Raw genomic sequence first — 22,336 nt, forward strand, 5'->3', positions numbered from 1 at the left:
TAGAAGCAAAAGATTATGTGGTGAAAGAACTTACAGCTCCAGATGGCTACCAGTTATCAGATGAAGTCATCAAAATCTTAGCTAGTGATTTGGTTGTTTCAAATAGTGTAGTGGATAAAGGAAATGTCGTTAACAAACCATTTACTTATATCCCTCCAACTCCTCCAACTGTTGACAAACCCGAGTTAAAACTTTACAACATCCAATTGCATAAAGTGAATCTAGTAGGTCAAGACCTTGCAGGTGCTGTATTTGGTCTCTATGAGGCAGATGGTGTGACACCAGTTGCCAACCCATATGGCGAAGGCCAAGCGACTGCTACATCCGATACCAATGGTCTTGTTTCCTTCACTGGATTGGAAGCAAGAGATTATGTTATTAAGGAGTTGACAGCGCCAGCTGGCTACCAATTATTAACGGATGTTATTACTGTATCTGCTAGCGAATTAAAAGCTGCACCTAACCTTGTAGTAGACAAGGGGACAGTTATAAACTATCTAACACCACCAAACACACCACCAAACACACCACCAACTCCGCCTACTACACCACCAACTCCGCCTACTACACCACCAACTCCGCCTACTACACCGTCAACAGACAAACCAAAAGGAGATAAACCTTCTGGAAGTCAACCAAAAGAAGATAAGAAACATACCCTTCCTTCTACAGGTGAAACAGTAAGTGCTGGACTTGTTGCAGCAGGACTTGCGCTTGCAGGAGCTGGAAGCATGCTCGTTGCCAAAAAACGCGACGAATAATTCTAAAACAGGTTTTCATCTAGCATTGCTAGATGGACCTGTTTTTTTATTGATGACCGTCCTGTTTTCTGATCTTATTTCCAGTATTTTTGCGTCCTTTCTAAGACACAAAAAAGAGATCGGCTCAAGTCCAACCTCTAATTTCATTATAATTCCTGTAATAAATAACGGAAGAGTTCTAAATTCCCTTTTTCTTCATTGACCAAGTATTCTGGATGCCATTGCAAGCCCATAATGCGATGACCATCTACAGCTTCAATGGCTTCGATGGTGTGATCGCGCGGATCAAAGGCGGTCGCACGGAAATTCGGTGCGAGATCCTTGATACTTTGACGGTGCACGGAATTAATCCGACTGGCCTGACCAAAGAGTTGTTCCACCACACTGCCTTTTTTAGTCTGGATAGAATGGGAAGTCCCAAACGGAAGTCCTTGCCAATGCCCTTCGATCTCTTGGTTGAGTGTTCCTCCAAAAGCCACATTGATCAACTGAACCCCACGGCAGATTCCTAGAACCGGTTTGTTTTGGCGTACTGCTTCCTTCAGTAGGGCAAGCTCAAATTGGTCCCGTTCGATATTGTAATCATCACTTTCGATGGTTTTTTCTTCGCCATAGAGACTAGGATCGACATTTTGGCCTCCACTTAAGATCAATTTGTCAATCGTTTCAACATAGTCCTTAACTAAGGAAGGATCCCCCATCGGGATGACCATTGGAAGTCCACCTGCTTGACGAATCCCTTCCGCAAACTGACTAGATACAGAGGAATGAAGGTTTTTCCCTTCCGGGTCCACCGGACAGAGATTAGCGGATACTCCAACAATTGTTCTGCACATATTCATTCCTCCTTCATTTTTACTAATACTTATGTTACCACCCATTAGTGATAGTGTCTAATATGTATTTTTTAAAACCGTGATAGATTTTATTTATCACCCTCACCTTCCTCACAAAACAATTGATGATCATACAAGTTTTTTTACCTATATTATGTTAAAATAGAGAGGAAAATAGAATCGTCCTTCAAGGCACACATTCGGCCGTTTCGAAGGCGCAAGCGCTAGATTTCTAGCCTTGTTGAAAATAGACATAGAAATGGAAGATACAATGGAAAAACAAACCGTTGCAGTATTGGGTCCTGGTTCATGGGGAACAGCCCTTTCACAAGTCCTCAATGATAACGGCCATGAAGTCCGTCTCTGGGGAAATATCCAAGAACAAATCGATGAAATCAATACCGCTCATACCAATCAACGCTATTTCAAAGATATCGTTATTAGCGAAGACATCACTGCTACGACTGATTTGAAAGCAGCTTTGGACGGTGTGGACGCTATCCTCTTTGTCGTTCCTACAAAGGTGACCCGTTTGGTGGCGAAACAAGTCGCTGAAACACTGGATCACCCTGTAACAGTCATGCATGCTTCTAAAGGGCTAGAACCTGGTACACACGATCGAATTTCTCAAATCCTTGAAGAAGAAATTCCTGCTTCTCTTCGCAGCGAGGTGGTGGTCGTTTCTGGACCTAGTCACGCCGAAGAAACTATCGTACGGGACATCACCCTCATTACAGCTGCCTCAATAGATTTAGAAGCCGCACGTTATGTTCAAGAACTCTTTAGCAATCACTACTTCCGCCTCTACACCAATACCGATGTTATCGGAGTGGAAACTGCTGGAGCCTTGAAGAATATCATTGCTGTCGGAGCTGGGGCCCTGCACGGTCTTGGTTATGGTGACAATGCCAAAGCAGCTATCATCACGCGCGGTCTCGCTGAAATCACGCGCCTTGGTGTTAAGCTAGGAGCTAGCCCCTTGACCTATAGCGGTTTGTCTGGGGTTGGTGACTTGATCGTTACCGGTACTTCTGTTCACTCTCGCAACTGGCGAGCTGGGGATGCTCTCGGACGTGGCGAAAAATTGGAAGATATCGAAGCCAACATGGGCATGATCATTGAAGGGATCTCTACGACCAAAGTCGCCCACGAGCTGGCCCAAGAACTGGATGTCTATATGCCAATTACACAAGCCATTTACCAAGTCATCTATGAAGGGAAAGATATCCGCGAAGCCATCCACCACATGATGAGCAATGAATTTAAAGAAGAAAATGAGTGGAAATAAGTCAACCACCCTAACATCAATCCTACCTTTTAGAAAGGAAACCGCATGACTAAAGTTAGAAAAGCAGTCATTCCTGCAGCTGGCTTAGGGACCCGCTTCCTCCCAGCTACCAAAGCTCTGGCAAAAGAAATGTTGCCAATCGTTGACAAACCGACGATCCAATTTATTGTAGAAGAGGCTCTGAAATCTGGAATTGAGGAAATCCTTGTCGTAACAGGGAAGGCCAAACGTTCGATCGAAGACCATTTCGACTCTAACTTCGAATTGGAATACAATCTCGAGCAAAAAGGCAAGACTGACTTACTCAAGTTGGTCAATGATACAACAGCGATCAATCTTCATTTCATCCGCCAAAGTCACCCTCGAGGTTTAGGGGACGCTGTTCTTCAAGCCAAGGCCTTTGTTGGAAACGAGCCTTTTGTCGTTATGTTGGGAGATGATCTGATGGACATCACTAATGATGATGCCTTGCCATTGACCAAACAATTGATGAACGACTACGATGAAACCCATGCGTCAACCATCGCTGTGATGGAAGTCCCTCACGAAGAGGTTTCTTCTTACGGTGTGATCGCACCTCAAGGAGAGGGCATCAATGGTCTCTATAGCGTTGAAACTTTTGTCGAAAAACCAGCTCCAGAAGATGCACCAAGTGATCTCGCCATCATTGGCCGCTATCTTTTGACTCCAGAGATCTTTGACATTCTTGCAAATCAAGAACCAGGTGCTGGTAATGAAATTCAATTGACGGATGCGATCGACACCCTCAATAAGACCCAACGAGTCTTTGCACGTGAATTTAAAGGCCAACGCTACGATGTAGGTGACAAGTTTGGTTTCATGAAGACATCGATTGATTATGCTTTGAAGCATCCACAGGTTAAAGATGATCTCAAACAATACATCATTGATCTTGGAAAACAATTAGAAGAATCTGAGAAAACTGCAGACTAATCATTCACAAATCAAAGAATACAAAAAGACTGGCCATATAATGTAAGGGATTTGCTACCTTACAATGGTCAATCTTTTTTTCGTAAAAAAGAGGCTGGATAAAAATCCGGCCTCTTTTGTTTCATTGGACTTGGTCCAATTCACATTTTAATTCTTATTGTTTAAGGATGAACATTGTAAGAATAGTTTGTATTTGAGTAAGTTTCAATTTCACCTGGATTGAAATTAGATCCGAAGCGATTATTGTTGTTTACACTATTTCCTGCTACAGGAGCTTCAGTTGGAGCTTGAACTTTTTCTTCTGGCTTCACAGGAGTCTCTACTTTAGGAGATACAACTGGTTGTTTCTCCTTGTTAGCAGCATAGCCAAAGCGATTGTTTGGATTTCCTTCTGCATTAGCAGGAATATCACGTGTAGAAGATGTTGCTACATAATTTGGCGCTGGGATGTAAACTTTGTTCGCATCTTCACGGATTTGTGGTTTTTCTGGAACCGTTGGTGTGTCTGGTTTCTTAGGTTCTTCAGGATCTTTATAGTTATCTGGTTTAGAAGCACGATAAGGATCAGACTTACGTCCAGCTGCCTCTAATTGTTTTTCCATTAATTTTTCATAATCTTTGAAGTGTTGGAAGAGACGATCAGACAATTCAAGGGCATCTTTTGTCACCTTATCTTCAGCAGCTTTTGCAGCTTCAGGTTGATCTTTCAACGCATAATATTCAATATCTTTCTTCTCTTGATCAACAATAAATTGTTTTTCCAGAGCTTTCCAGTGATCTTGAACTGTTTTTCCAAAGACATCTTGGTTATTGATCGCCATGTTGTCAATGTGCCATACTGTCCAATACCATGAATTTGGATCATAAGTTGCTGTTTGAGGTTTGAAGGCTTCGTAAGTATCTTTTAGATTACCATAGAATGGAACATAAGGTGTGTTCCGAGATGGTCCCATACCAAGCCATAAAGTACCACCAAATGATTTTGGAAGTTTTGGATTGATTTGGTAGACATGGGCATCAATAACGTTTTCATTTCCTAAAGCATACTTGTATTGGTCTTTACGAACAGCATCATTGCTACCATTATCACCTTGTTTCTTCACTCCAATTTGATCGTCCGGTACGAAGCGACCATTTAAGTGTTCAAAGCGATTCCGTTGCATAGCAAAGGCATCTTCTAAAGTAAATTTCTTATTTGGATCAGTTGGAGAACGGAATAGTTCGTATTCGTCATCCTCGTAAGTCACTTTCGATTTTGGATCCAAAAGGGTGATTCCTGCGTAAGTACGTGAACGGTCTCCTTCAGCATATTTTTCTGGTCCATAAGATTTAGCGATATGGAAGTTACCATCTTTATCTGTCTTGTAGTTACCAGATTCTTTAGCTACTTTTTCGACATCTTTCGAAGCGATCACATTTTCCTTGTCATTCAAATCTACATGACCAAGGTAGTAGGTATTGGCAAAGACTGCATATTTGTCTTCTGGGACTTTAACAGCTACATATTGGTGACCAGAAAGAATTTCCATATACCAAGTTTCTTTTTGGTCCGCAATAACAACTGTATTCCCCTCAGCTGAACCTTTTTCTTCAATGACTTTCGCAAGTAATTCGATTCCTTCACGAGCAGATTTTGCACGAGGTAAAATTACATCAAGCATGGCAGCTTCTGGGAGACCGTTTTCTGTCAATGGGTCAGTCTTCAAGACTTTTTTGTTTGGAATGGCTGTAACAGTTGAGGTCATAGAAACGCCGGCTTCGTTAAATCCATGTTCCCCAAAGGCACCGTTACTACCATCTCCACGAGCAGAGTCATAAGTCGCTGTGTATTTCATTTCACTGGCAGCATGTGGATAGGTAAAACCATTAGATTCGTCTTCCAGTTGATCCCCTTCCTTATAGTTCTTCGCATCAACAACTACAAAGTTTTTGTTGTGCTTTCCACCATTTGGATAGTAAGGGTAGTCTTCTGTCCGACCAAAGAGAGTGGTCCCATCCTTGGTCAATTGGCGACCAATGATAAAGCCACAACAGGCTTGAACGGCTTGAACTGGTAGGAGCAAAAATGTCATTGCTACCAATGAAAGTTTAAACAACCATTTCTTCATGGCAAATCTCCTTTTCGAATGTCCCTTTTAAAAAAGGCACTATTCCTGATTTTTTATACTCCTAGTCTACCTCTTTTTAGTTATTTTTGCAAACGCTTACCAGACTTGTTTTTATTCTATTTTTTCCTAAATTATCTTTCTATCAACTCATTTCTATGTAAATTATATATATTTATTGAGATTTCAAACAATTTTCTGTTAGTTTACGATTGCACTACATTTTTTAGGAAAAAAAGAGAGTGGGACAGAAATCGGTAATTCGTTAGAATTCGATTTCGTCGTCCCACCTCTGCACAGTTGAGTAGGGCTGTAAAAGCTGATGAAATCAGCGTAGTAGAGCCCACTCAACCACTGCGTCTTGCTCGACAACCTAAAAATAATTGAGAGGCTAGGACTTTTGTCCCAGTCTCTTCTTAAAATAGATTCAAGATTTTACCTAAGAAATAAAGCAAAAGTAAGAGATAAGATAGGGCAGCACTCATCTGATAGGTTCGGTTCATAAAACGAGCTTCCCCTCTTACTGGAAAGACATAAGCCAACATGACCCCAGCTACTAAACCACCGATGTGCCCCGCCATACTGATTCCTGGCATGAAGCTAAAGATCAAATTGACCACAATCAAGCTGGTATAGGACTGACTCAAATGGCGAATATAGGGACTTTGGACAATAAAACGCAAAGCACCAATGGTCCCAAACAGTCCAAAGAGGGCTGTAGAAGCTCCTGCCGCAATCACATCTGGCGTAAAAATAGCAACAAAAACATTGCCCATCATTCCTGATAAGAGATAAAGAGCTAAGAAAGCCTTCGATCCAAAGAGATCTTCTGCCAGACGTCCCAAGTAATAGAGGGTGATCATATTGAGCACAAAATGTTCTAGGCCGATATGAACAAATGTAGCTGTCACGATTCGCCATAACTGGCTTGGATCAGCTTCCACAACTTCTCCGATAATCCCACCGCTATAGTAAACAGCAGCACCCGTTTGGTAGTCACTTCCAAATCGGATAAACATGGAAAGAAAGACTGCCGTTGTGACGAGCAATAAGATGCTGGTCACAGGATAACGACGATCAAAGAGCAACTTCATAGACTAGCACCTCCTGAACTGCCTGATCAAACGTATCTGGCTGGAACTCCTTCTGCTGGATGGAATAAATCGTACTAACCGTTTTTCCAGTAAAATCTTCCAAATAACGATCATAATAGCCACCACCATAACCAATTCGGTAGCCTTTTGACTGGAAGACCACGCCTGGTACATGGATCAGATCAATCTCTGACTGATCCACAAGCTTTCCTTTTTCATTGGGCTCCAGCAAACCAAAGCGTGTCTTTTCCAAAATGTCAGGATCGTATTCCACAAATTCCATCCGCCCTTGTGGATAGGTACGGGGAACACAGACGCGTTTTCCAAGTTGAAGAGCAGCTTGGATCAAGCCAGCTGTGGAAACTTCATGGCCAAAAGACAGATAGGTCGCAAGGGTCTTTGCCTCCTGAAAAGCTGGTAACTCCAAGAGGCGCTGAGTCAGCTCTTCATCTGCTTGAGTTTTTATAGTTTGCGGCAGTGCTTTCATAGCTGCAATGGTTTCTTTTCGTAGTGTTTTCTTCATTCCCTACTCCTTTTGTCTAGCTTTTATTGTATCATTTTTTAGGAAAGATCCGAACAGTTTTTTTACAACAAAGAAAAAATCCAACTCCAGACGGAGTTGAATCATTCCTTTATTGGTTGGCCTTCATTTTCAAAAATTTACCAATGTTTTCCACAGCAAAGGGAAGGGCTGCTTCATTTGGGCTCATCTTCGGATGGTGCAAGGCATAAGGGGTATCAATCCCCAGCCAGAACATGACACCCGGGACTTTGCTCAAGAGAAAGCCGAAGTCTTCTCCTGTCATCGCAGGCAGAATATCAATCAGGTTCACGTCTTTCTCAGCTGTGAAAAAGTCCATGAGTTCTTTGGCCAATTCTGGTTGGTTTTCCACAGGCAGGTAGCCCCCTTGCTTGAGTTCCAGGTTCAATTTCACATCAAAGGCTGCTGCAACTCCTTCTGCAATGGCTTTGACCCGTTTTTGAGTCAAAAGGTTCATCTCCATGGTCAAGGTCCGAATGGTCCCATGAAGGAAGGCTGTCTCAGCAATTACATTATTGGTTGTTCCTGCATGCATGGAACCAAAGGTCACCACAGCCCCTTCAATCGGATCGACATTTCGACTCACGACCGATTGGACTTGGGTAATGAAGTAAGAGGCTGCTACAAGAGCGTCATTGGCCTCATGTGGAAAGGCGGCATGCCCTCCCTTTCCTGTAAAGGTGATCTTGACTTCACAGGTCCCCGCAAAAAGGGTACCCGTATTGGTCGCAATGTCCCCCACCTTCAAATCAGGGCGCACATGCAGACCATAAAATTCATCAGGGAGCCAGTCGCCAAAAGCATTGTCCTTATACATGAGCATTCCACCAGCCTCATTTTCTTCAGCTGGTTGGAAGAGAAAGAGCAGGTTATTTTTTGGTTGCACTTGAACCAGTTGATCCAAAAGTCCAAGGGCTGTCGTCATGTGCATATCGTGACCACAAGCATGCATCCGTCCTTCGTGCTTGGAGGCAAAATCAAGGCCCGTTTGTTCCACGATCGGTAAGCCATCGATATCTGTCCGCCAACCAATGGTTTTTTCAGGAGCAGACCCATGGAGATAAACCAGGATCCCGGTCCGCCAAGTCCGTTGCTCTACAAATTCCTTGCCCGCTGTGATCTCTGCGATTCTCTCTAAGAGGTAGGCTTGGGTTTCAAACTCTTCCAAGCCAATTTCAGGGATTTGGTGCAAATCCCGTCTGATTTTGATTAAATCCAATGTCATCGTCGTCTTCTTTCTATTAGAATAGAGGCCTTGCGGCCTCTACTATCAATATCTTATAAATTACGCAAGGCGTCTTCGAGTGCTGTTTTTTGTTGTGTTTTTTCATCGATTTCCTTGATGATACGAGCTGGGACACCAGCTACAACCACATTTTCAGGGACATCTTGAGTAACGATAGCGCCAGCGGCAACGACAGAACCGTTCCCTACTTGAACCCCTTCAATCACAACTGCATTGGCACCGACCAATACATTGTCACCGATCCGAACAGGCTCAGCAGAAGCTGGCTCAATGACACCCGCAAGAACGGCACCTGCACCGATGTGGCTGTTTTTACCAACTGTTGCACGGCCACCAAGGATAGCCCCCATATCAATCATGGTTCCTGCACCGATTTCAGCACCGATGTTGATGACAGCACCCATCATCACGACAGCATTGTCTTCGATAGTTACTTGGTCACGGATAATAGCACCTGGTTCGATACGCGCATTTAGATAGCGCTTATCCAGCAAGGGAACAGCTGAATTCCGACCATCTTGTTCCACCACATAATCCTTGTTCTCCGTTAAGTTGGCAAGAAGGGGCTCGATATCTTTCCAGTCACCGAACAAAACATTGCCAAGCTTGGTAACAGAAGCAGGAACAGCCGTTGCCAATTCCCCTTCAAAGGTTACTTTCACATTTGTTTTCTTTTCTGCATTTCCAATAAAAGCGATAATTTCTTGAGCAGACATTTTTTGTGCAGTCATGAGATTCTCCATTCATTTCAATTAAAGGTATCCATATTATACCACAATCCTAGTGAGATGAACACCTAAGGCGACGTGCTTGTAGCCGAATCCTTCAGGCCTGTCATTTCACTAATGGTGCGATTGCTTCCAAAGTGAATCGTAACTAAATGCGCATCAGAAAGTTTGTAGTAAAAGATTAAGAAGGACTCTGAACTCATCATACTCGACCAAGAAACACGGTTAGGAATTCCTACGGTATTCACAAGATCTGAATAGCTGGTTCCTATTTTAATATTGGCAAAATCCTCTCTGTTCAAACTGCCATTTTTATTGGCTAATCGCTCACTGTTTAGGTTCTCAAAATCAAGAGAAGATAAACGGTCACCAACAATATTTGAAAGTAAAACTGTTACGGAAGAAGGAGAGCCTTCCGACTGATAATCCAATTGTGTCATAAAAGGACTGACACCACCTTCTTGGTAGGTTTCTTCCCCACCACTAGCCTTCCCCAGTACAGCTACCACATCCTGCGGAGACAGATAAGTTGAAGAGGTACGGCCTTGATCCTCCTCACTTAAACCAGGAATCAGGGAAATCGCCTTCTCATAGGTCACTTGAAACTGAAATTCACCTTCCGGTGCAATCAAGGTACTCGTACCACTCTTCAAAGTTTCCTTTCTGGTTCCATAAGACTGGCCAGGACTTCCGTATTCACTAGTAGTAGAAGAAGGAGCTTCCTTACTATGGATACCTCCTGAAGCCAGATAGGCAAATAAGCCCAGCATGGCCAATAATCCAAAAAAGGCTGCTAGCGAAGACCCTTCACTCTTAGAGGAAGGAGAGTAGGTTTTCGTCCTATCCGATTGGGAGTCTAGTACCGTTTGTCTTGGTTCTGAATGCCTGCCTCCCCCTATTGAAGCCAGGTCAGCTTCTGAAATCAAGCGACTCCCACCCTGGTGCTCTACTCTTTCCTCGCCCTTAGGAAACTGCTCTATTGCATCTTGTGTTGGTGGTTGTGATGTTAGCGGTCTGTCAGGCGAGTCTTCAAGCAATACTTCCTTTTGCTCATCTATAGCTTTCTCAGTACCAAGCGCCGGTTGGTTTTTTGGCTCCTCTACTTGCTTCACTGGTTCAGGAAAAACGGAGGACTCTATCACTTCTGTTTCTTTTAGGAGCGTATCTTCCAGCCATTCATCCCTATTTTCAATGCTCTGGTTGGTTGAAGTGGAACTTTTCACTAGACTAGTTTCTTCTTCTAGCTGGCGTTTCGCAAATCGACTCTTGTGTTCATTTCGTAGGTGGGACCAGTCTTTCTTTCCCATTGTTCCCTCCTTATTATTCTATGGCAAATTCATTCGGGCTAACTGTTTTTACTGTGCTGTAGGTGTCGAAGAAGAAGCTGGTGTGCTCGCTTCCACTTTAGGTGTGATATCCTTGATGGTTTGCCGGCTATCAAATTGGATTTGAACCGTTTGGGAATCAGCCAATCGATAAGTAAAGGTCGGTGCTTCACCGTAACCTAAAAATCCGGACACATCTACCTCATCTGGAATCCCCACCGAATTAAGCAAATCTAAATAAGGCATCCCAACTTTGATATTAGTAAAATCGTCCTTCGTTAAACTGCCATTCTTATTTGCAAAACGATCACTTTTTAAGTGTTTCAAACTTAAAAGAGAAATCCTGTAATAGGCACCCATTTTTTCAAGGAGAACCTTCCCATATGCATCATCTGATTGGTAATCTAAGGTCAGCAAAAAAGGACTTGAACTGCTGTCACTATACGATGCCTCTCCTCGGGTTGCTTTACCTAATGCTGCAACGATATCTTTGGGATCCACAGTTCCAAAAGATGTCTTTTTGTCATCCACTGCAAAATCAGGAATGAGAGACATGGCTTTTTCATAGGTTGTCTCAAATTGAACTTCCTTAGCAGATGCGACATAAGAACTATTTTCACTATTTAGATATTCTTTTCTGATACTATTCCGTGAAAAACTGTCAGCTCCATTGCTTGAGGAAGATGAAGAAAGATCCTTGTTGCCTGTGTTTTGAAGTACGAATACAAAAGCTACTAACAAGGCGAACCACCCAAAAAATCGCAAAAGCGAACCAATCCCCTCTTTTGAGGAAGAAGGGGAAGACTCCATCATATCTGAATGGCTACTAGTATCCTGATGATTGTCCATCCCTAATGAAGCCAGATCGGCTTCTGAAATCAAGCGGCTCCCACCCTGGTGAGAGGAAGCTGCCTTGATGTCTGTCCGTTGATCGTCCAATGATATCTCCCTTCTTATACTAACACTAATTTCTTGCCTTTTTTCTTGAATTCCATCACCACTTCTGGCTGCCCTGCTACCTGGTAAGTCGCGCGATAGCCCATACCGCCATCTGGCATTTCCCCCCAGACCAAGCGTTGAGGATTTCCTAGTTGCTTAATAAGCTGGGCGAATTCTGTACCTTTTTTCTCTTTTTCAGTAGTGATTTCTTTCTCACTGCTTGCTTTTTCTTTTGCATCCAACAAATTCGTCGCATCCACTGTCGTCAAGCGATACCCCTGGTCTTTTTCCTGTTCAAACCACAAGGTTACACTTTTCTTGCCCTGATCGGTTTGCTTAGCCGCATAAGTCAAGACAAGAACGGTTTTATCCCCTTGAGCTGTCTTTGTGTAGCGAACTTTTTGGGCTTTTCCCCATTCAGTCACAACTGTTTCCAAGCGGGTTCCTGGTTGCTGAGTCTGCTTAAGACGAACTTTCAAATTCGCCACAGCTTCGATGGTCCATTTAAACTGCTTGATTTCTTGTTCCTTGCTGACCAAATTCTGATAATCCTTTGGCTGGAAACGAGTCAGTGTTTGGTCCTCCTTGGTATCGGTTCCTTGCTCTTGCACCTGGATGCTTGCAATCGCAAGTAACACTCCTAAAACAAAACACAAAAACGGCAGCAAGAGTTCTTTTCGATTCTTTTTCATCCACTCGATCATCTGCTTCACCCCTTCTTCGTCAACCGATACTGACCAGTCTGGTCGCGTTCAAAAGTCAAAGAGACCAGTCCATCTGTCACCTGATAAGACAGGGCTAAGACTTGCTTGTCCTTTGCAGAGGTCAAACTAAGAGAATTGGGAAGACCTGATTTTTTCAAAATATCTTCTACTGCTGTCCCCTTTTCCTTTTTTCCATCTAGCGTCTGATAGCCTGTAAAATCTGCTAGTTTTAAATTCTTTTTGCTCTGATAGTGAGCCGACTTGGGTGCAAATCCTTGAATCGAGCTCAAATAAAAGGTATCATCCTGCTTTTGAAATTCTATGGTATAAGGATAAATCCCCTGCACAGGAGTCCCATAACCTAGCTGGACTTGCGCTCCAAAACTCGTATCTTCTTGTGTAAAACTCGCTGCTTTTCCAATTTTTTTGACGAATGCAGATAAAGTCACCCAATTTTTTTGTGTCTTTCCTTCTTCCCTTACAAGCTCCAATGATAACAAGTCTTCTAAAGCCGGCTCTTTGGAAGAAGACGCAACAAATTGCTGGCTATCTTCGTGCATGCGAGACAAACTCAACAAGCGATCTTTGGGCAAGGTTTTCACTGGATGAATTATAAACACCAAGCAAACACCAACCATAAAAGCCAGCAAAGCACTTGCAGCTTTTTGGAGGATCCGCTTATGACGTTCTATCCACTGTTTCATTTCTTCCATCCTTCATGCTCTTTCTATTCAAACTCTTTCTATTGTATAGAAAATTAGCGTATTTGTCTCGTCTTATCCCAAAAAAGAGGCGCTTGCCTCTTTCTTGTCTGATCCTTTTAGTAGCTGTCTTTACTGCTCAAGAGAAAATCTCCATTTTCTTGGCGAATAAAGGTCAAATCCACGTAGTCCCCATTTTTCTTTTGGAAGTCCATGACCAATTCTATCTCGTCTGAATCATCAGATGAACTCACCGTCAGATTGACTGCATCACCGTATTTTTCTAAAAGCTCTTTGTAAGAGGTTCCTCCAGCACCGGTCTCACTATTTCCAACTTTGAATCCATCTGCAAAGTTGTCCTCAACCGTAAGATTTTTCCCAAATTGATTAAATTCAAATTTGACAAGCTGGAATTCTTTCCCTTTCTTAGAGTAAGTCGCTTTGACCTCTTTATTATAAGAGTTATCATCCCAAAATAATTTCAATTCTCCACTTTCAAATTGAACGGAGCTAGCTTTCCCATAAGCTTCAATCATTTCCTCAGGAGTCTCCCCAGCATCACTTCCTGTTAAAAACTGAAGTTGCTCGATATCAGACTGTTTCCAGCTAAAATCAACTTCCGCGTCTTCTGCGGTCAATTGATCCAAATCGATATTGGAAGACGAACCAGACTGGTTACCTGACCAAGAAGTCTGCTTTCTAGATGATGACGTGCTAGGGCTAGCATGACCAATCAAATAGCCACTGACTCCACCGATAAGAAGCCCAACTAAAATCCCAAGGGCAAAACGAATCGCCTTCTTGTCCGCAGTATCCATCGGTCTTCCAACAGGAGAAAGAGGAGCTTGTGGAATAGGTGTCTCAGGAACAGGCACTGTTTGCGGACCAATTGGTTCAGCTGCCATATTTTGAGGAGCTTGAGGTGCAGGTTGGAATGGAGGAGTCGGTTGGGGAGCAGCAACTACATCCGGATGTTCTCCAACAGTTGCTTCATCCACCTTTGGAAGCTCCACCGTTTCTGAAATAACTGGCTCGTTTGCCTCTTCTTTCATTGCTTCCGTCTCCGTCACTGAAAGGCCACTAGCTTCTGGAACGACCAAGTCTTCGGCTTCTTCTTTTGGGACAAAGGCTGGCGCAGCCACATCAAATTGAGGCGCACCCTCTACGGGAGTATGTTTCATAAATTGTTCTTGATCTTTCTCGGACATTTCGAATTCTCCTTTTTATTCTTCTCTTCTACTATAACATAAAACCAAGCAAGGACCAACTCCTGTCTGGATGGACTAAAAAAGATCGGAGAGATATCCGACCTTTTAGATGCTTATCTTAAAATTTCTTGCGAAGGGAGACAATAGCAATCCCTGCAAGTGAGAGCAAGCCCAATGTTGCCAAAACGACACCTGTTTCTTGACCTGTTTTTGGCAATAAACGGCCAACTACAGATTTGCTTGAGTCGCTTGAATGTGAGGAAGAACTAGAAGAAGAGCTTGAGCTCGATGAAGAAGTTGAACTTGAGGAGCTTGAAGATGAGCTGCTTGAAGATGAGCTCGATGAGCTACTTGAGCTTGAAGACGAACTACTTGAGCTACTTGAACTAGAAGATGAGCTACTTGAGCTTGAGGATGGGCTTGTTGTACTTGGTGAAGTCGACCCATCTGTACCAGGGCTTTTATAGCCTGCAATGAAATTACGATAAATTGGGTTGGAACTTTCAAGTGAATCCACCATCAAGCGTCCTGATCCATCGTAAGCAAGGGACACTGTTACTTCCCCTTCTCCATTATCCAACTGTTTAAAGCGACCATCATCTTTTGTAGTCTGACGAATGTAGAGTTTAACAGTTCCAGAATTCAGTCCAGAGAGATCCACATCATCAAATTCGATCGTCCCATCTGCTGTATTTTGCCCTTTAGCAACTGTCTCTTCTTCGCCACCTTCAGATTTGTAGATCAATGCAAATTGGTAGGCTCCCGCATCATGCGCACTTTCTTTCTTGCCTTCACGCGCTCCCACTACATCGACACGACCTGTTTTCAATTTCAAAGAAAGCTGATTCGATTCGAAACCTTCATATGTTGGTTTTTGAACAAGGTCTAGCTGACCATTTTTGTACTCATAAACCGCAGCTTTTGTATTCGCAGATACTGGTTGGGCAATTGCCATTCCACCAAGCATAGATGAAAGTAACAAGAATTTAGCCAAGTTCTTTTTCATATTTTCATTCCTTTTTCAATTATTTTCATTCACCTTTCATTTTATAATATGAAACAACAAATGACAACTTTTATGTTCAAATAACTTTTTATATTAAAGGATTTGAGTATAAAATACGTGTCTATAGCTATTGTCTAGCTAGAAACCCTGTATCATCAGTATTTTAGAAATGAGATTAGCAAATGATCGAAAATAATAACTAGTTAGTGTTTTTATAATTGAATCTAAGGGGAAAGTTTATGAAATTACTTTACAAGTAAAAAAAAAACGACCTCTTGCGAAGTCGTTCGGGTACAAACGAGAATATATGGACCTTCCTTTTTAAAGACCGATTTCCTTTCTAATCTTCATCTCCTTTTAAAGCCAAACGATAATCCCCATCTGCTTGCTGGATAAATTTTAATTTATATTCATCTTCATCTGATCCAGATGACTTAAAACGGATTTCCATTTCATTCGTAATGGCCTTAGTTTTATAGTCCTGGTCTGCTCTTATCGAAATAGAGGATGGGGTATTGCTACTAAGAACTTCTTTATAAGATATTCCATCCTTCCCTGTTTTGGGATCTCCTACTTTCAATTTATCATAATCATCGGTCGCCATTGGATTGGCATCCGCTGTGTCATAATCTTCTGAGAAATATAGATTGCGTAGATAATAATGACCATCTATTTTCATAAAGGTCAGATTCATCTCGTTAGCGGTCTTATAATCGGTGCTTTCTTCATCTGTATCGTCCCTCTCGAGTTTGCCCCATTCTAACTCAACAGTTGTCCCATTAAATGAACCTTTTAAAGCTTTCCCATACTTCTTTACGACCTCTTCGATAGACATCGCATCCTCTTTGTCATCGTAGGTAGCGAATTTCAAGTCTCCGAGATTTGAAATATCCCAATCAAATGCTGTCTCTTTTGGGTCTATATAGCGAGAAGATATATCGCGTTTTGAGACTGTACTATCTGCAGTGGTATGTAAACGGGGATAAGCTTTCTTGGTTACGGCATTCACACCAAAAGAATGGCCAATAATAAGACCAATCACTAATCCTAAAACAATTGACCCAATCACACATCCAATGAACAAGCCCTTTCCGCTTTTTTGAGGGCCAGGATTTACTGGTACACCAAAGGGTACCTGTGTTTGATTTATACTCATCTCTCTTCTATCCTCCTCTTAATTTAGTTCCGCACCAATATAGCGAAATTCTCCATCAGGCTGTGCTAAAAATTTCAAAACTTTAAAATCCCCATCAACCTCACAGAGTACTGTAGCCACTACACGTGTAGACTTAAATGTTTCCCCATTGGCAGTTAGTTTGCGCTCTGTCCCAATTTCGACGGTTTTTCGATGTTTTTTCAAAAACTCAGATAATCTTGTCCCACCTTGCCCTGTCTGCTTGTTTCCTTTTTTCAGACTTCGAAATTCCTTTTCAGTCAAGGCGCGATTGCTCGAGGCATCATCGCTATCATCATCATCCTCTGGATTTTTATGCTCATACAATTCATCTAATTCCGTCACGGACACACTTTTTAAATAATAATTGCCATCGACTTCGTCAAATCTCATTCTCAAATTCTGATGTTCAGTAGCCTTTGAGTCATTCCAAGTAAACTCCATTGCATTCTTTTTATATTCAACACTGGATGCTAACCCATAGACTTCTACAATCTGATCTGCTGTCAAACCATAACCTTCCCGATTGGTGTAACTCAACAAGCCAAGATCCTTGAAAGTCCATGTGAAAATGACCTTTTCTTTATCCGTTACAAAACCTGCTTTTGTTTCATTTGCTTCGGTCTTTGCACGTTCTAAACGTTTAAATCGTTGCGACTCCTTACTTGTTTGAGAGGATTGTCCCCAAATATATCCGCTCACACCACCGAAAAGCCCACTAATCACAAGCGCTAAAAGTGAAAATAGTACTAATTTTTTCCACTTGTGCTTTGGCTTAGTTGGATAGGACCACTGAGGCGGAAGCATTTGTGGATTTGTTTCTTCAAATGGATAAGCAGGGCCCTGCATTTGAACTCCTCTCACCTGTCCTTCTCCTTGTGGTGTCTCTTGCATCTGTGGCTCTTCCGGCACTGAAAAAGGCTGTTTATCTTCTGTAGTCATACTCTCTCCTTTTGATTCTCTTTGTCTCATTTGATGATCACAGTGAGTGAAAATCATTTGATGAACAAAGTATAAAAATGCTCCTTCTACTATATCATAAATCTCCTGATGGCGCCAATTCATCACTAAATGGGGAAATAGGCACAAAAAAACGACCTCTTGCGAGATCGTTTTATCCAAATGCTGTTACATTCTCAAGTCGGTATTCCCCTTGCTGATTCTTTTTAAATGATAAGGTTATTTTTCTTTGATCAGTTGTAAAGTATAGGATATATATAACTATTTTCCCCTTCATACAGGTTGTTACTGTAACTGTTCTTAGGGATTCCAAACTGGCTTATAGCCTCCATTAACCCAATCCCTTCCTGACCACTTTTAGGCAAATAAGAACGATATTCTTCTAAAGTTTTATTCGCCTTGCCCGCTTGAGCTTTAGTAACTTCAAGATAGACACGCTCGACACGACTTTTTCCTTCAAACTCATTAATAATAATTTTGAAAAAACCCTGTTGGTCAGAAAGCTTATAATAAAAGGTTACCCGTTCTTTCCCCGAGGAATCATAATCAAGTAAACCTGCAAACGCCTTTCCATATTTCTCAATTATTTCTGAAGGCGTTAGCGTTTGCTTCTTTGTAGCATCCATTAGCTCAAAGACTTCATCAACTGAAAAAACTCTTACTTGAGACGGATCAACCCACTCAGAATTTTCTTTTTTCAATATCTGTCCAATTTTTTTATTCTCACTTTTGCACGCTTGAATATTCGAGGAGCTGGTAGAAGATTTCTTTTTTTGATATCTTTCCGAAGATCTTATGATCTTATTTTCGGGTCTATGAACGACTGTTTTTTTATAATACCAGACTCCTATCAGAAAAAATACGAATACAACGATCACTGACAAGAGTACTCGGATTATGTTACGTGAAATCCGAAATCCTATTTGTTTCTTTTGATCTTCAAAAATCGCCCCTTGAGGTCCTTCATCCGAAAATGCACTCGGAAAAGAGTACAGATTCCCATGATTCTTAGACCATTCACGTTGTACTTTTCTTCCTCTTGACATGTCGTACTCCTTAACTTTATTATCTTACCCTACTATAGCATTAAAAACTGTATCACAGTATATATATGTCTTCCCCATTCTAGTCACCAAGTATTTCATGAAATGAATGTTCTATTTACTTTCCTCTTTTGTCGCCAAACAGTAATCTCCGTTTTCTTGTTTATAGAATGTTAGTTTATATATTTTTTTATATGATATTTTTTTAAATTCAATTACCATTTTCGTTTTATTTTCATGAGTGATTTTATCTTGGTCTGCCGACATCATGATAGACCCTGAATGATTATTTTTAAGTACTTCTGAATATGAAACTCCACCTTTCCCGGTTTCTGGATTCCCTACTTTCAGACCGTTATATTTATCGGCAGGCATCTGATCTTTCTCTAAATCATTAGAATTTCTGTCATAATTAATGCTTTTAAGGTAATACCTTCCCTCTGCTTTCTCAAAATAAGCAAATATCATCTCATTAGAACTATTCTCATTAACGTCAGATTTATCAAGGTTTTGCCATATTAACTCAATTTTATCATCATGAATTAATGCCTCTTGAGCTTTTCCATATTTCTCTAAGAAATCATCAATCATGACACCTTGTTTAGGGTTTTCTCGACTCCCAAACTTCAATTCTAAAAGCTGGGATATGTTCCAAGAAAAAGCAGAATCTTTTGGAGCTATAATCTTTTTAGATTGATCACGTATGGAGCGACTATTTTTTGTACGTGTTTTTAGCACAGGATAGGCTTTTTTAGTAATCATATTAACACCTTTAGAATAACCGATAGCCAGCCCTATAATCATTCCTAGCAAAATGTACCCAATAGAAGAAGCAATCCAAAAATCTTTTCCAACTCTTCTAAGTTTATCATTCCACCAACTATTATTTGATTTCATAAGTCGATTTATTTTCATTTTTCATTAATCTCCCTTAGAAGCGTTTCGATCCAATGTAAAGAAATTCTCCATCTGGCTGCGCCACAAATAGAAATGTTTTATAATCACCATCTACTTGATAGGTTACATTCGCAAGCACTCTATTAGATTTATATTCTTCTCCTTCACTTGTTATTTTTTTCTCGGTCTCTATTTCAACGGATGCCCGATGTTTTTTCAAGATTTCTGACAATGGAGTCCCGCCTTTTCCAGTGTTTTTATCTCCTTTCATCAGATTTTGATACTCTTCTGTCGTCAAACGAAATTCATATGCACTATCGTCACTATTTTCTTTTTGTTCTTTAGATATCTTTTGGGAAGATAAGCCATACAAGTCTCGAATGGATACACTCTTTAAATAATAGTTATTATTATATTTTTCAAATTCAAAACTTAAGTCTTGCTGGTTTGAACCGATCAAATTAGTCCAACTTAGACTTAATCCATCTTGATTATATCTAGCTTATGAAGCTAAACCATAATTTTCTACAATCTGATCCGCTGTTAATCCAAGTTTAGATGAATTATTATAACTTAACAAACCTAAATCCTTAAGTGTCCATAAAAAGATGACGTCATTTTTTTTGGATACGAAACCAGTTTTTGTTTTTTTCGCCTCCTCTTTCACTCGAGTTAAGAGTTCGAAACGTTGGGATTCTTTGACTGTCTGAGCAGACTTCCCCCATGCATAACCAGCAATTTTACCAAATAATAAACTAATCACTCCGCATAACATGATGATTAAAGCCAACATTGATAATAAAATTATTTTTTTCCAATTACGTTTGGATCGCATCTCAACAGTTGCCTCTAACTGATCTTTTTGAAGTTCATTGGGAAAAGATTCCTTTATTTGCTCCTCTTCCGGCACTGCAAAAGACTGTTTATCTTCTCTTGTCATACTCTCTCCTTTTTGATTCTCTTTGTCTCATTTGATGATCATAGTGAGTGAAAATCATTTGATGAACAAAGTATAAAAATGCTCCTTCTACTATATCATAAATCTCCTGATGGCACCAATTCATCACTAAATGGGGAAATAGATACAAAAAAACGACCTCTTACGAAGCCGTTTTGTCTATTGATTAAAGACGAGCGTTGAGTTCTGCTCCAAGTTCTTCAAATCCTGGTTTACCAAGAAGGGCAAACATATTTTTCTTGTAGGCTTCAACACCTGGTTGGTCAAATGGGTTGATCGCGTTCAAGTAACCTGAAAGGGCGATGGCCAATTCGAAGAAGTAGATGGCATAACCAAGAGTGAAGGCATCTTGCTCAGGAAGAGTTACGTACATGTTTGGCACGTCACCGTCAGTGTGGGCAAGAAGAACACCGTCAGTTGCTTTTTTGTTTACGAAGTCAACGTCTTTTCCTTGGAGGTAACCAAGTCCATCAAGGTCTTCTTCCAATGTAGGGATGATCACGTTCTTACGTGGTTTGTCCACACGGACAACTGTTTCAAACATGATACGAGTTCCTTCTTGGATAAACTGACCCAATGAGTGCAAGTCTGTTGAGAAGTTAGCTGAAGTTGGGTAGATCCCTTTTTGGTCTTTTCCTTCTGACTCACCAGCCAATTGTTTCCACCATTCTGAGAAGTATTGAAGGGATGGCTCGTAGTTTACCAAGATTTCGGTAGCATATCCTTTACGGTAAAGGATGTTACGAACTGCTGCGTATTGGTATGCTTCGTTTTCAGAGATTTTATCTGAAGTGTAGTCTTTACGAGCTGCGTTTGCACCTTCCATAAGGGCTTTGATATCTGCGCCTGATGCAGCAATTGGAAGCAATCCAACTGGTGTCAAGACTGAGAAGCGTCCACCGATATCATCTGGAACTACAAATGTTTCCCAACCATTGGCATCTGCTTCTACTTTTACAGCACCTTTGGCACGGTCAGTTGTCGCGTAGATCCGTTTATTGGCTTCTTCTTGACCATATTTCTTCACCAAGAGTTCTTTGAAGACACGGAAAGCGATCGCTGGTTCAGTTGTTGTACCTGATTTAGAAATCACGTTGACTGAGAAATCTTTATCTGAAACATACTCTACCAAGTCAGCAAGGTAAGTAGATGAGATGGAGTTTCCAGCGTAAAGGATTTGTGGCGCTTTGCGTTCTTCTTTTGTTTGCAAGTTTGCAAAGTGGTGGTTCAAGAAGTCAATGGCAGCTTTCGCTCCAAGGTATGATCCACCGATACCGATCACGACCAAAACATCGCTGTCTGCTTTGATTTGTTCAGCAGCTTTCAAGATGCGGTCAAATTCTTCACGGTCATAATTTTCAGGAAGGTCCAACCAACCTAGGAAGTCACTACCAGCACCTGTTCCTTTACGGATCAATTCATCAGCTGCAGTCACTTGTGGTTGCATATATTCCACTTCATGTGGGGCAACAAATTTACCCAAAACTTTTGAGTAGTCAAATTTAATATGAGACATGTTATTCCTCCAAAATTTCTTCTTCTCTATGATATCGCTTTACAGGAATTTTATCAAGGGAAACCACCCTGTAAAGCGTTTTCATTTGCTAATTTTTTTATTTTCACAAATCAAGCAACGACGCAATAGCAATCGTTTGCATATTTGCACTATTTTTGACTAGAAAATCCAAAAAAAGAAGCTTCTCACGAAACTCTATTTTTTCTCTTTTATTCTTTGAATATAAACATGACTCTGGTAAGTGATAGCCCTCACGTCGCTTCACTCCTCAGGATCAATATCTCTAAGTTCGGTTACGCCTTACAGGCTTTTTTCATTTTACGCTATAGCCCTCACGTCGCTTCGCTCCTCA

Annotated in this window: 22 protein-coding genes; 3 read left to right on the top strand and 19 right to left on the bottom strand. The window is 41.3% G+C overall.

From position 1 onward, the window contains the following. On the top strand, nucleotides 1-761 hold a 761-nt coding region (locus tag HMPREF2893_RS03820; RefSeq protein WP_148131916.1), incomplete at its 5' end, for a prealbumin-like fold domain-containing protein. A 146-nt stretch (nucleotides 762-907) separates the two neighbouring features. Here HMPREF2893_RS03820 and HMPREF2893_RS03825 read toward each other — a convergent pair. Further along, complete coding sequence (locus HMPREF2893_RS03825; protein ID WP_003012927.1) at nucleotides 908-1,597, bottom strand: gamma-glutamyl-gamma-aminobutyrate hydrolase family protein; 690 nt, start codon at nucleotides 1,595-1,597, stop codon at nucleotides 908-910. 271 nt (nucleotides 1,598-1,868) lie between these two features. Between HMPREF2893_RS03825 and HMPREF2893_RS03830 the strand changes: the two genes are divergently transcribed. Together HMPREF2893_RS03830 and galU are read left to right on the top strand one after the other, a co-directional pair. Then, nucleotides 1,869-2,885 (top strand): NAD(P)H-dependent glycerol-3-phosphate dehydrogenase, encoded by a 1,017-nt coding sequence (locus tag HMPREF2893_RS03830; protein WP_023919779.1) that lies wholly within the window; start codon nucleotides 1,869-1,871, stop codon nucleotides 2,883-2,885. 45 nt (nucleotides 2,886-2,930) lie between these two features. Further along, nucleotides 2,931-3,839 (top strand): UTP--glucose-1-phosphate uridylyltransferase GalU, encoded by a 909-nt coding sequence (gene galU, locus HMPREF2893_RS03835; protein WP_070674471.1) that lies wholly within the window; start codon nucleotides 2,931-2,933, stop codon nucleotides 3,837-3,839. 161 nt (nucleotides 3,840-4,000) lie between these two features. Here the strand turns inward: galU and HMPREF2893_RS03840 are convergent, their stop codons facing one another. The 18 genes from HMPREF2893_RS03840 to HMPREF2893_RS03920 all read right to left on the bottom strand — a co-directional run bounded on the left by HMPREF2893_RS03840 (nucleotide 4,001) and on the right by HMPREF2893_RS03920 (nucleotide 21,984). Next, complete coding sequence (locus HMPREF2893_RS03840) at nucleotides 4,001-5,947, bottom strand: C69 family dipeptidase (protein ID WP_070674474.1); 1,947 nt, start codon at nucleotides 5,945-5,947, stop codon at nucleotides 4,001-4,003. 413 nt (nucleotides 5,948-6,360) lie between these two features. Beyond that, nucleotides 6,361-7,038, bottom strand: a complete 678-nt coding sequence (locus HMPREF2893_RS03845) for a rhomboid family intramembrane serine protease (RefSeq protein ID WP_024054928.1) — start codon at nucleotides 7,036-7,038, stop codon at nucleotides 6,361-6,363. Further along, the gene (locus HMPREF2893_RS03850; RefSeq protein ID WP_070674477.1) at nucleotides 7,022-7,561 is read right to left on the bottom strand and encodes a 5-formyltetrahydrofolate cyclo-ligase; all 540 of its coding nucleotides are present in this window, start codon (nucleotides 7,559-7,561) and stop codon (nucleotides 7,022-7,024) included. Before HMPREF2893_RS03850 ends, HMPREF2893_RS03845 begins: the two co-directional genes overlap by 17 nt. Before the next feature lie 109 nt (nucleotides 7,562-7,670). After that, entirely contained in the window at nucleotides 7,671-8,804 is a 1,134-nt protein-coding gene (locus HMPREF2893_RS03855) for an N-acetyldiaminopimelate deacetylase (protein WP_061591265.1), read from the bottom strand. A 53-nt stretch (nucleotides 8,805-8,857) separates the two neighbouring features. Continuing rightward, on the bottom strand, nucleotides 8,858-9,556 hold the full coding sequence (gene dapD, locus HMPREF2893_RS03860; RefSeq protein ID WP_003016885.1) for a 2,3,4,5-tetrahydropyridine-2,6-dicarboxylate N-acetyltransferase: 699 nt from the start codon (nucleotides 9,554-9,556) through the stop codon (nucleotides 8,858-8,860). Between the two features lie 65 nt (nucleotides 9,557-9,621). Next, nucleotides 9,622-10,860, bottom strand: a complete 1,239-nt coding sequence (locus HMPREF2893_RS03865; protein WP_061591266.1) for a hypothetical protein — start codon at nucleotides 10,858-10,860, stop codon at nucleotides 9,622-9,624. Between the two features lie 48 nt (nucleotides 10,861-10,908). Then, nucleotides 10,909-11,817 (bottom strand): hypothetical protein, encoded by a 909-nt coding sequence (locus HMPREF2893_RS03870; protein WP_024054924.1) that lies wholly within the window; start codon nucleotides 11,815-11,817, stop codon nucleotides 10,909-10,911. A 14-nt stretch (nucleotides 11,818-11,831) separates the two neighbouring features. Then, nucleotides 11,832-12,521 (bottom strand): hypothetical protein, encoded by a 690-nt coding sequence (locus HMPREF2893_RS03875; protein WP_049475030.1) that lies wholly within the window; start codon nucleotides 12,519-12,521, stop codon nucleotides 11,832-11,834. 5 nt (nucleotides 12,522-12,526) lie between these two features. Beyond that, a complete protein-coding gene (locus tag HMPREF2893_RS03880) occupies nucleotides 12,527-13,234 on the bottom strand; it encodes a hypothetical protein (RefSeq protein WP_049475031.1) in 708 nt (235 codons plus the stop codon). A gap of 107 nt (nucleotides 13,235-13,341) precedes the next feature. Further along, nucleotides 13,342-14,430 (bottom strand): hypothetical protein, encoded by a 1,089-nt coding sequence (locus HMPREF2893_RS03885; RefSeq protein ID WP_049471946.1) that lies wholly within the window; start codon nucleotides 14,428-14,430, stop codon nucleotides 13,342-13,344. A 118-nt stretch (nucleotides 14,431-14,548) separates the two neighbouring features. Next, complete coding sequence (locus HMPREF2893_RS03890; protein ID WP_021154035.1) at nucleotides 14,549-15,436, bottom strand: LPXTG cell wall anchor domain-containing protein; 888 nt, start codon at nucleotides 15,434-15,436, stop codon at nucleotides 14,549-14,551. A 340-nt stretch (nucleotides 15,437-15,776) separates the two neighbouring features. After that, nucleotides 15,777-16,592: a hypothetical protein gene (locus tag HMPREF2893_RS03895; protein ID WP_021154036.1), complete on the bottom strand. Its 816-nt coding sequence runs from the start codon at nucleotides 16,590-16,592 to the stop codon at nucleotides 15,777-15,779. A gap of 18 nt (nucleotides 16,593-16,610) precedes the next feature. After that, nucleotides 16,611-17,732, bottom strand: coding sequence for a hypothetical protein (locus tag HMPREF2893_RS03900; protein ID WP_148131914.1), 1,122 nt, complete (start codon nucleotides 17,730-17,732; stop codon nucleotides 16,611-16,613). 71 nt (nucleotides 17,733-17,803) lie between these two features. Then, nucleotides 17,804-18,616 (bottom strand): hypothetical protein, encoded by an 813-nt coding sequence (locus HMPREF2893_RS03905; protein WP_070674480.1) that lies wholly within the window; start codon nucleotides 18,614-18,616, stop codon nucleotides 17,804-17,806. Between the two features lie 111 nt (nucleotides 18,617-18,727). Continuing rightward, nucleotides 18,728-19,528: a hypothetical protein gene (locus HMPREF2893_RS03910; protein ID WP_024054917.1), complete on the bottom strand. Its 801-nt coding sequence runs from the start codon at nucleotides 19,526-19,528 to the stop codon at nucleotides 18,728-18,730. A 16-nt stretch (nucleotides 19,529-19,544) separates the two neighbouring features. Beyond that, a complete protein-coding gene (locus tag HMPREF2893_RS10550; protein ID WP_024054916.1) occupies nucleotides 19,545-19,970 on the bottom strand; it encodes a hypothetical protein in 426 nt (141 codons plus the stop codon). A 42-nt stretch (nucleotides 19,971-20,012) separates the two neighbouring features. Then, a complete protein-coding gene (locus tag HMPREF2893_RS10555) occupies nucleotides 20,013-20,450 on the bottom strand; it encodes a hypothetical protein (RefSeq protein ID WP_061455819.1) in 438 nt (145 codons plus the stop codon). A gap of 184 nt (nucleotides 20,451-20,634) precedes the next feature. Further along, nucleotides 20,635-21,984 (bottom strand): glucose-6-phosphate isomerase, encoded by a 1,350-nt coding sequence (locus HMPREF2893_RS03920; RefSeq protein WP_061591270.1) that lies wholly within the window; start codon nucleotides 21,982-21,984, stop codon nucleotides 20,635-20,637. Nucleotides 21,985-22,336 lie beyond the last annotated feature (352 nt).

Origin of the sequence: Streptococcus sp. HMSC072C09, from assembly GCF_001813105.1 — a bacterium.
GTDB lineage: Bacteria > Bacillota > Bacilli > Lactobacillales > Streptococcaceae > Streptococcus.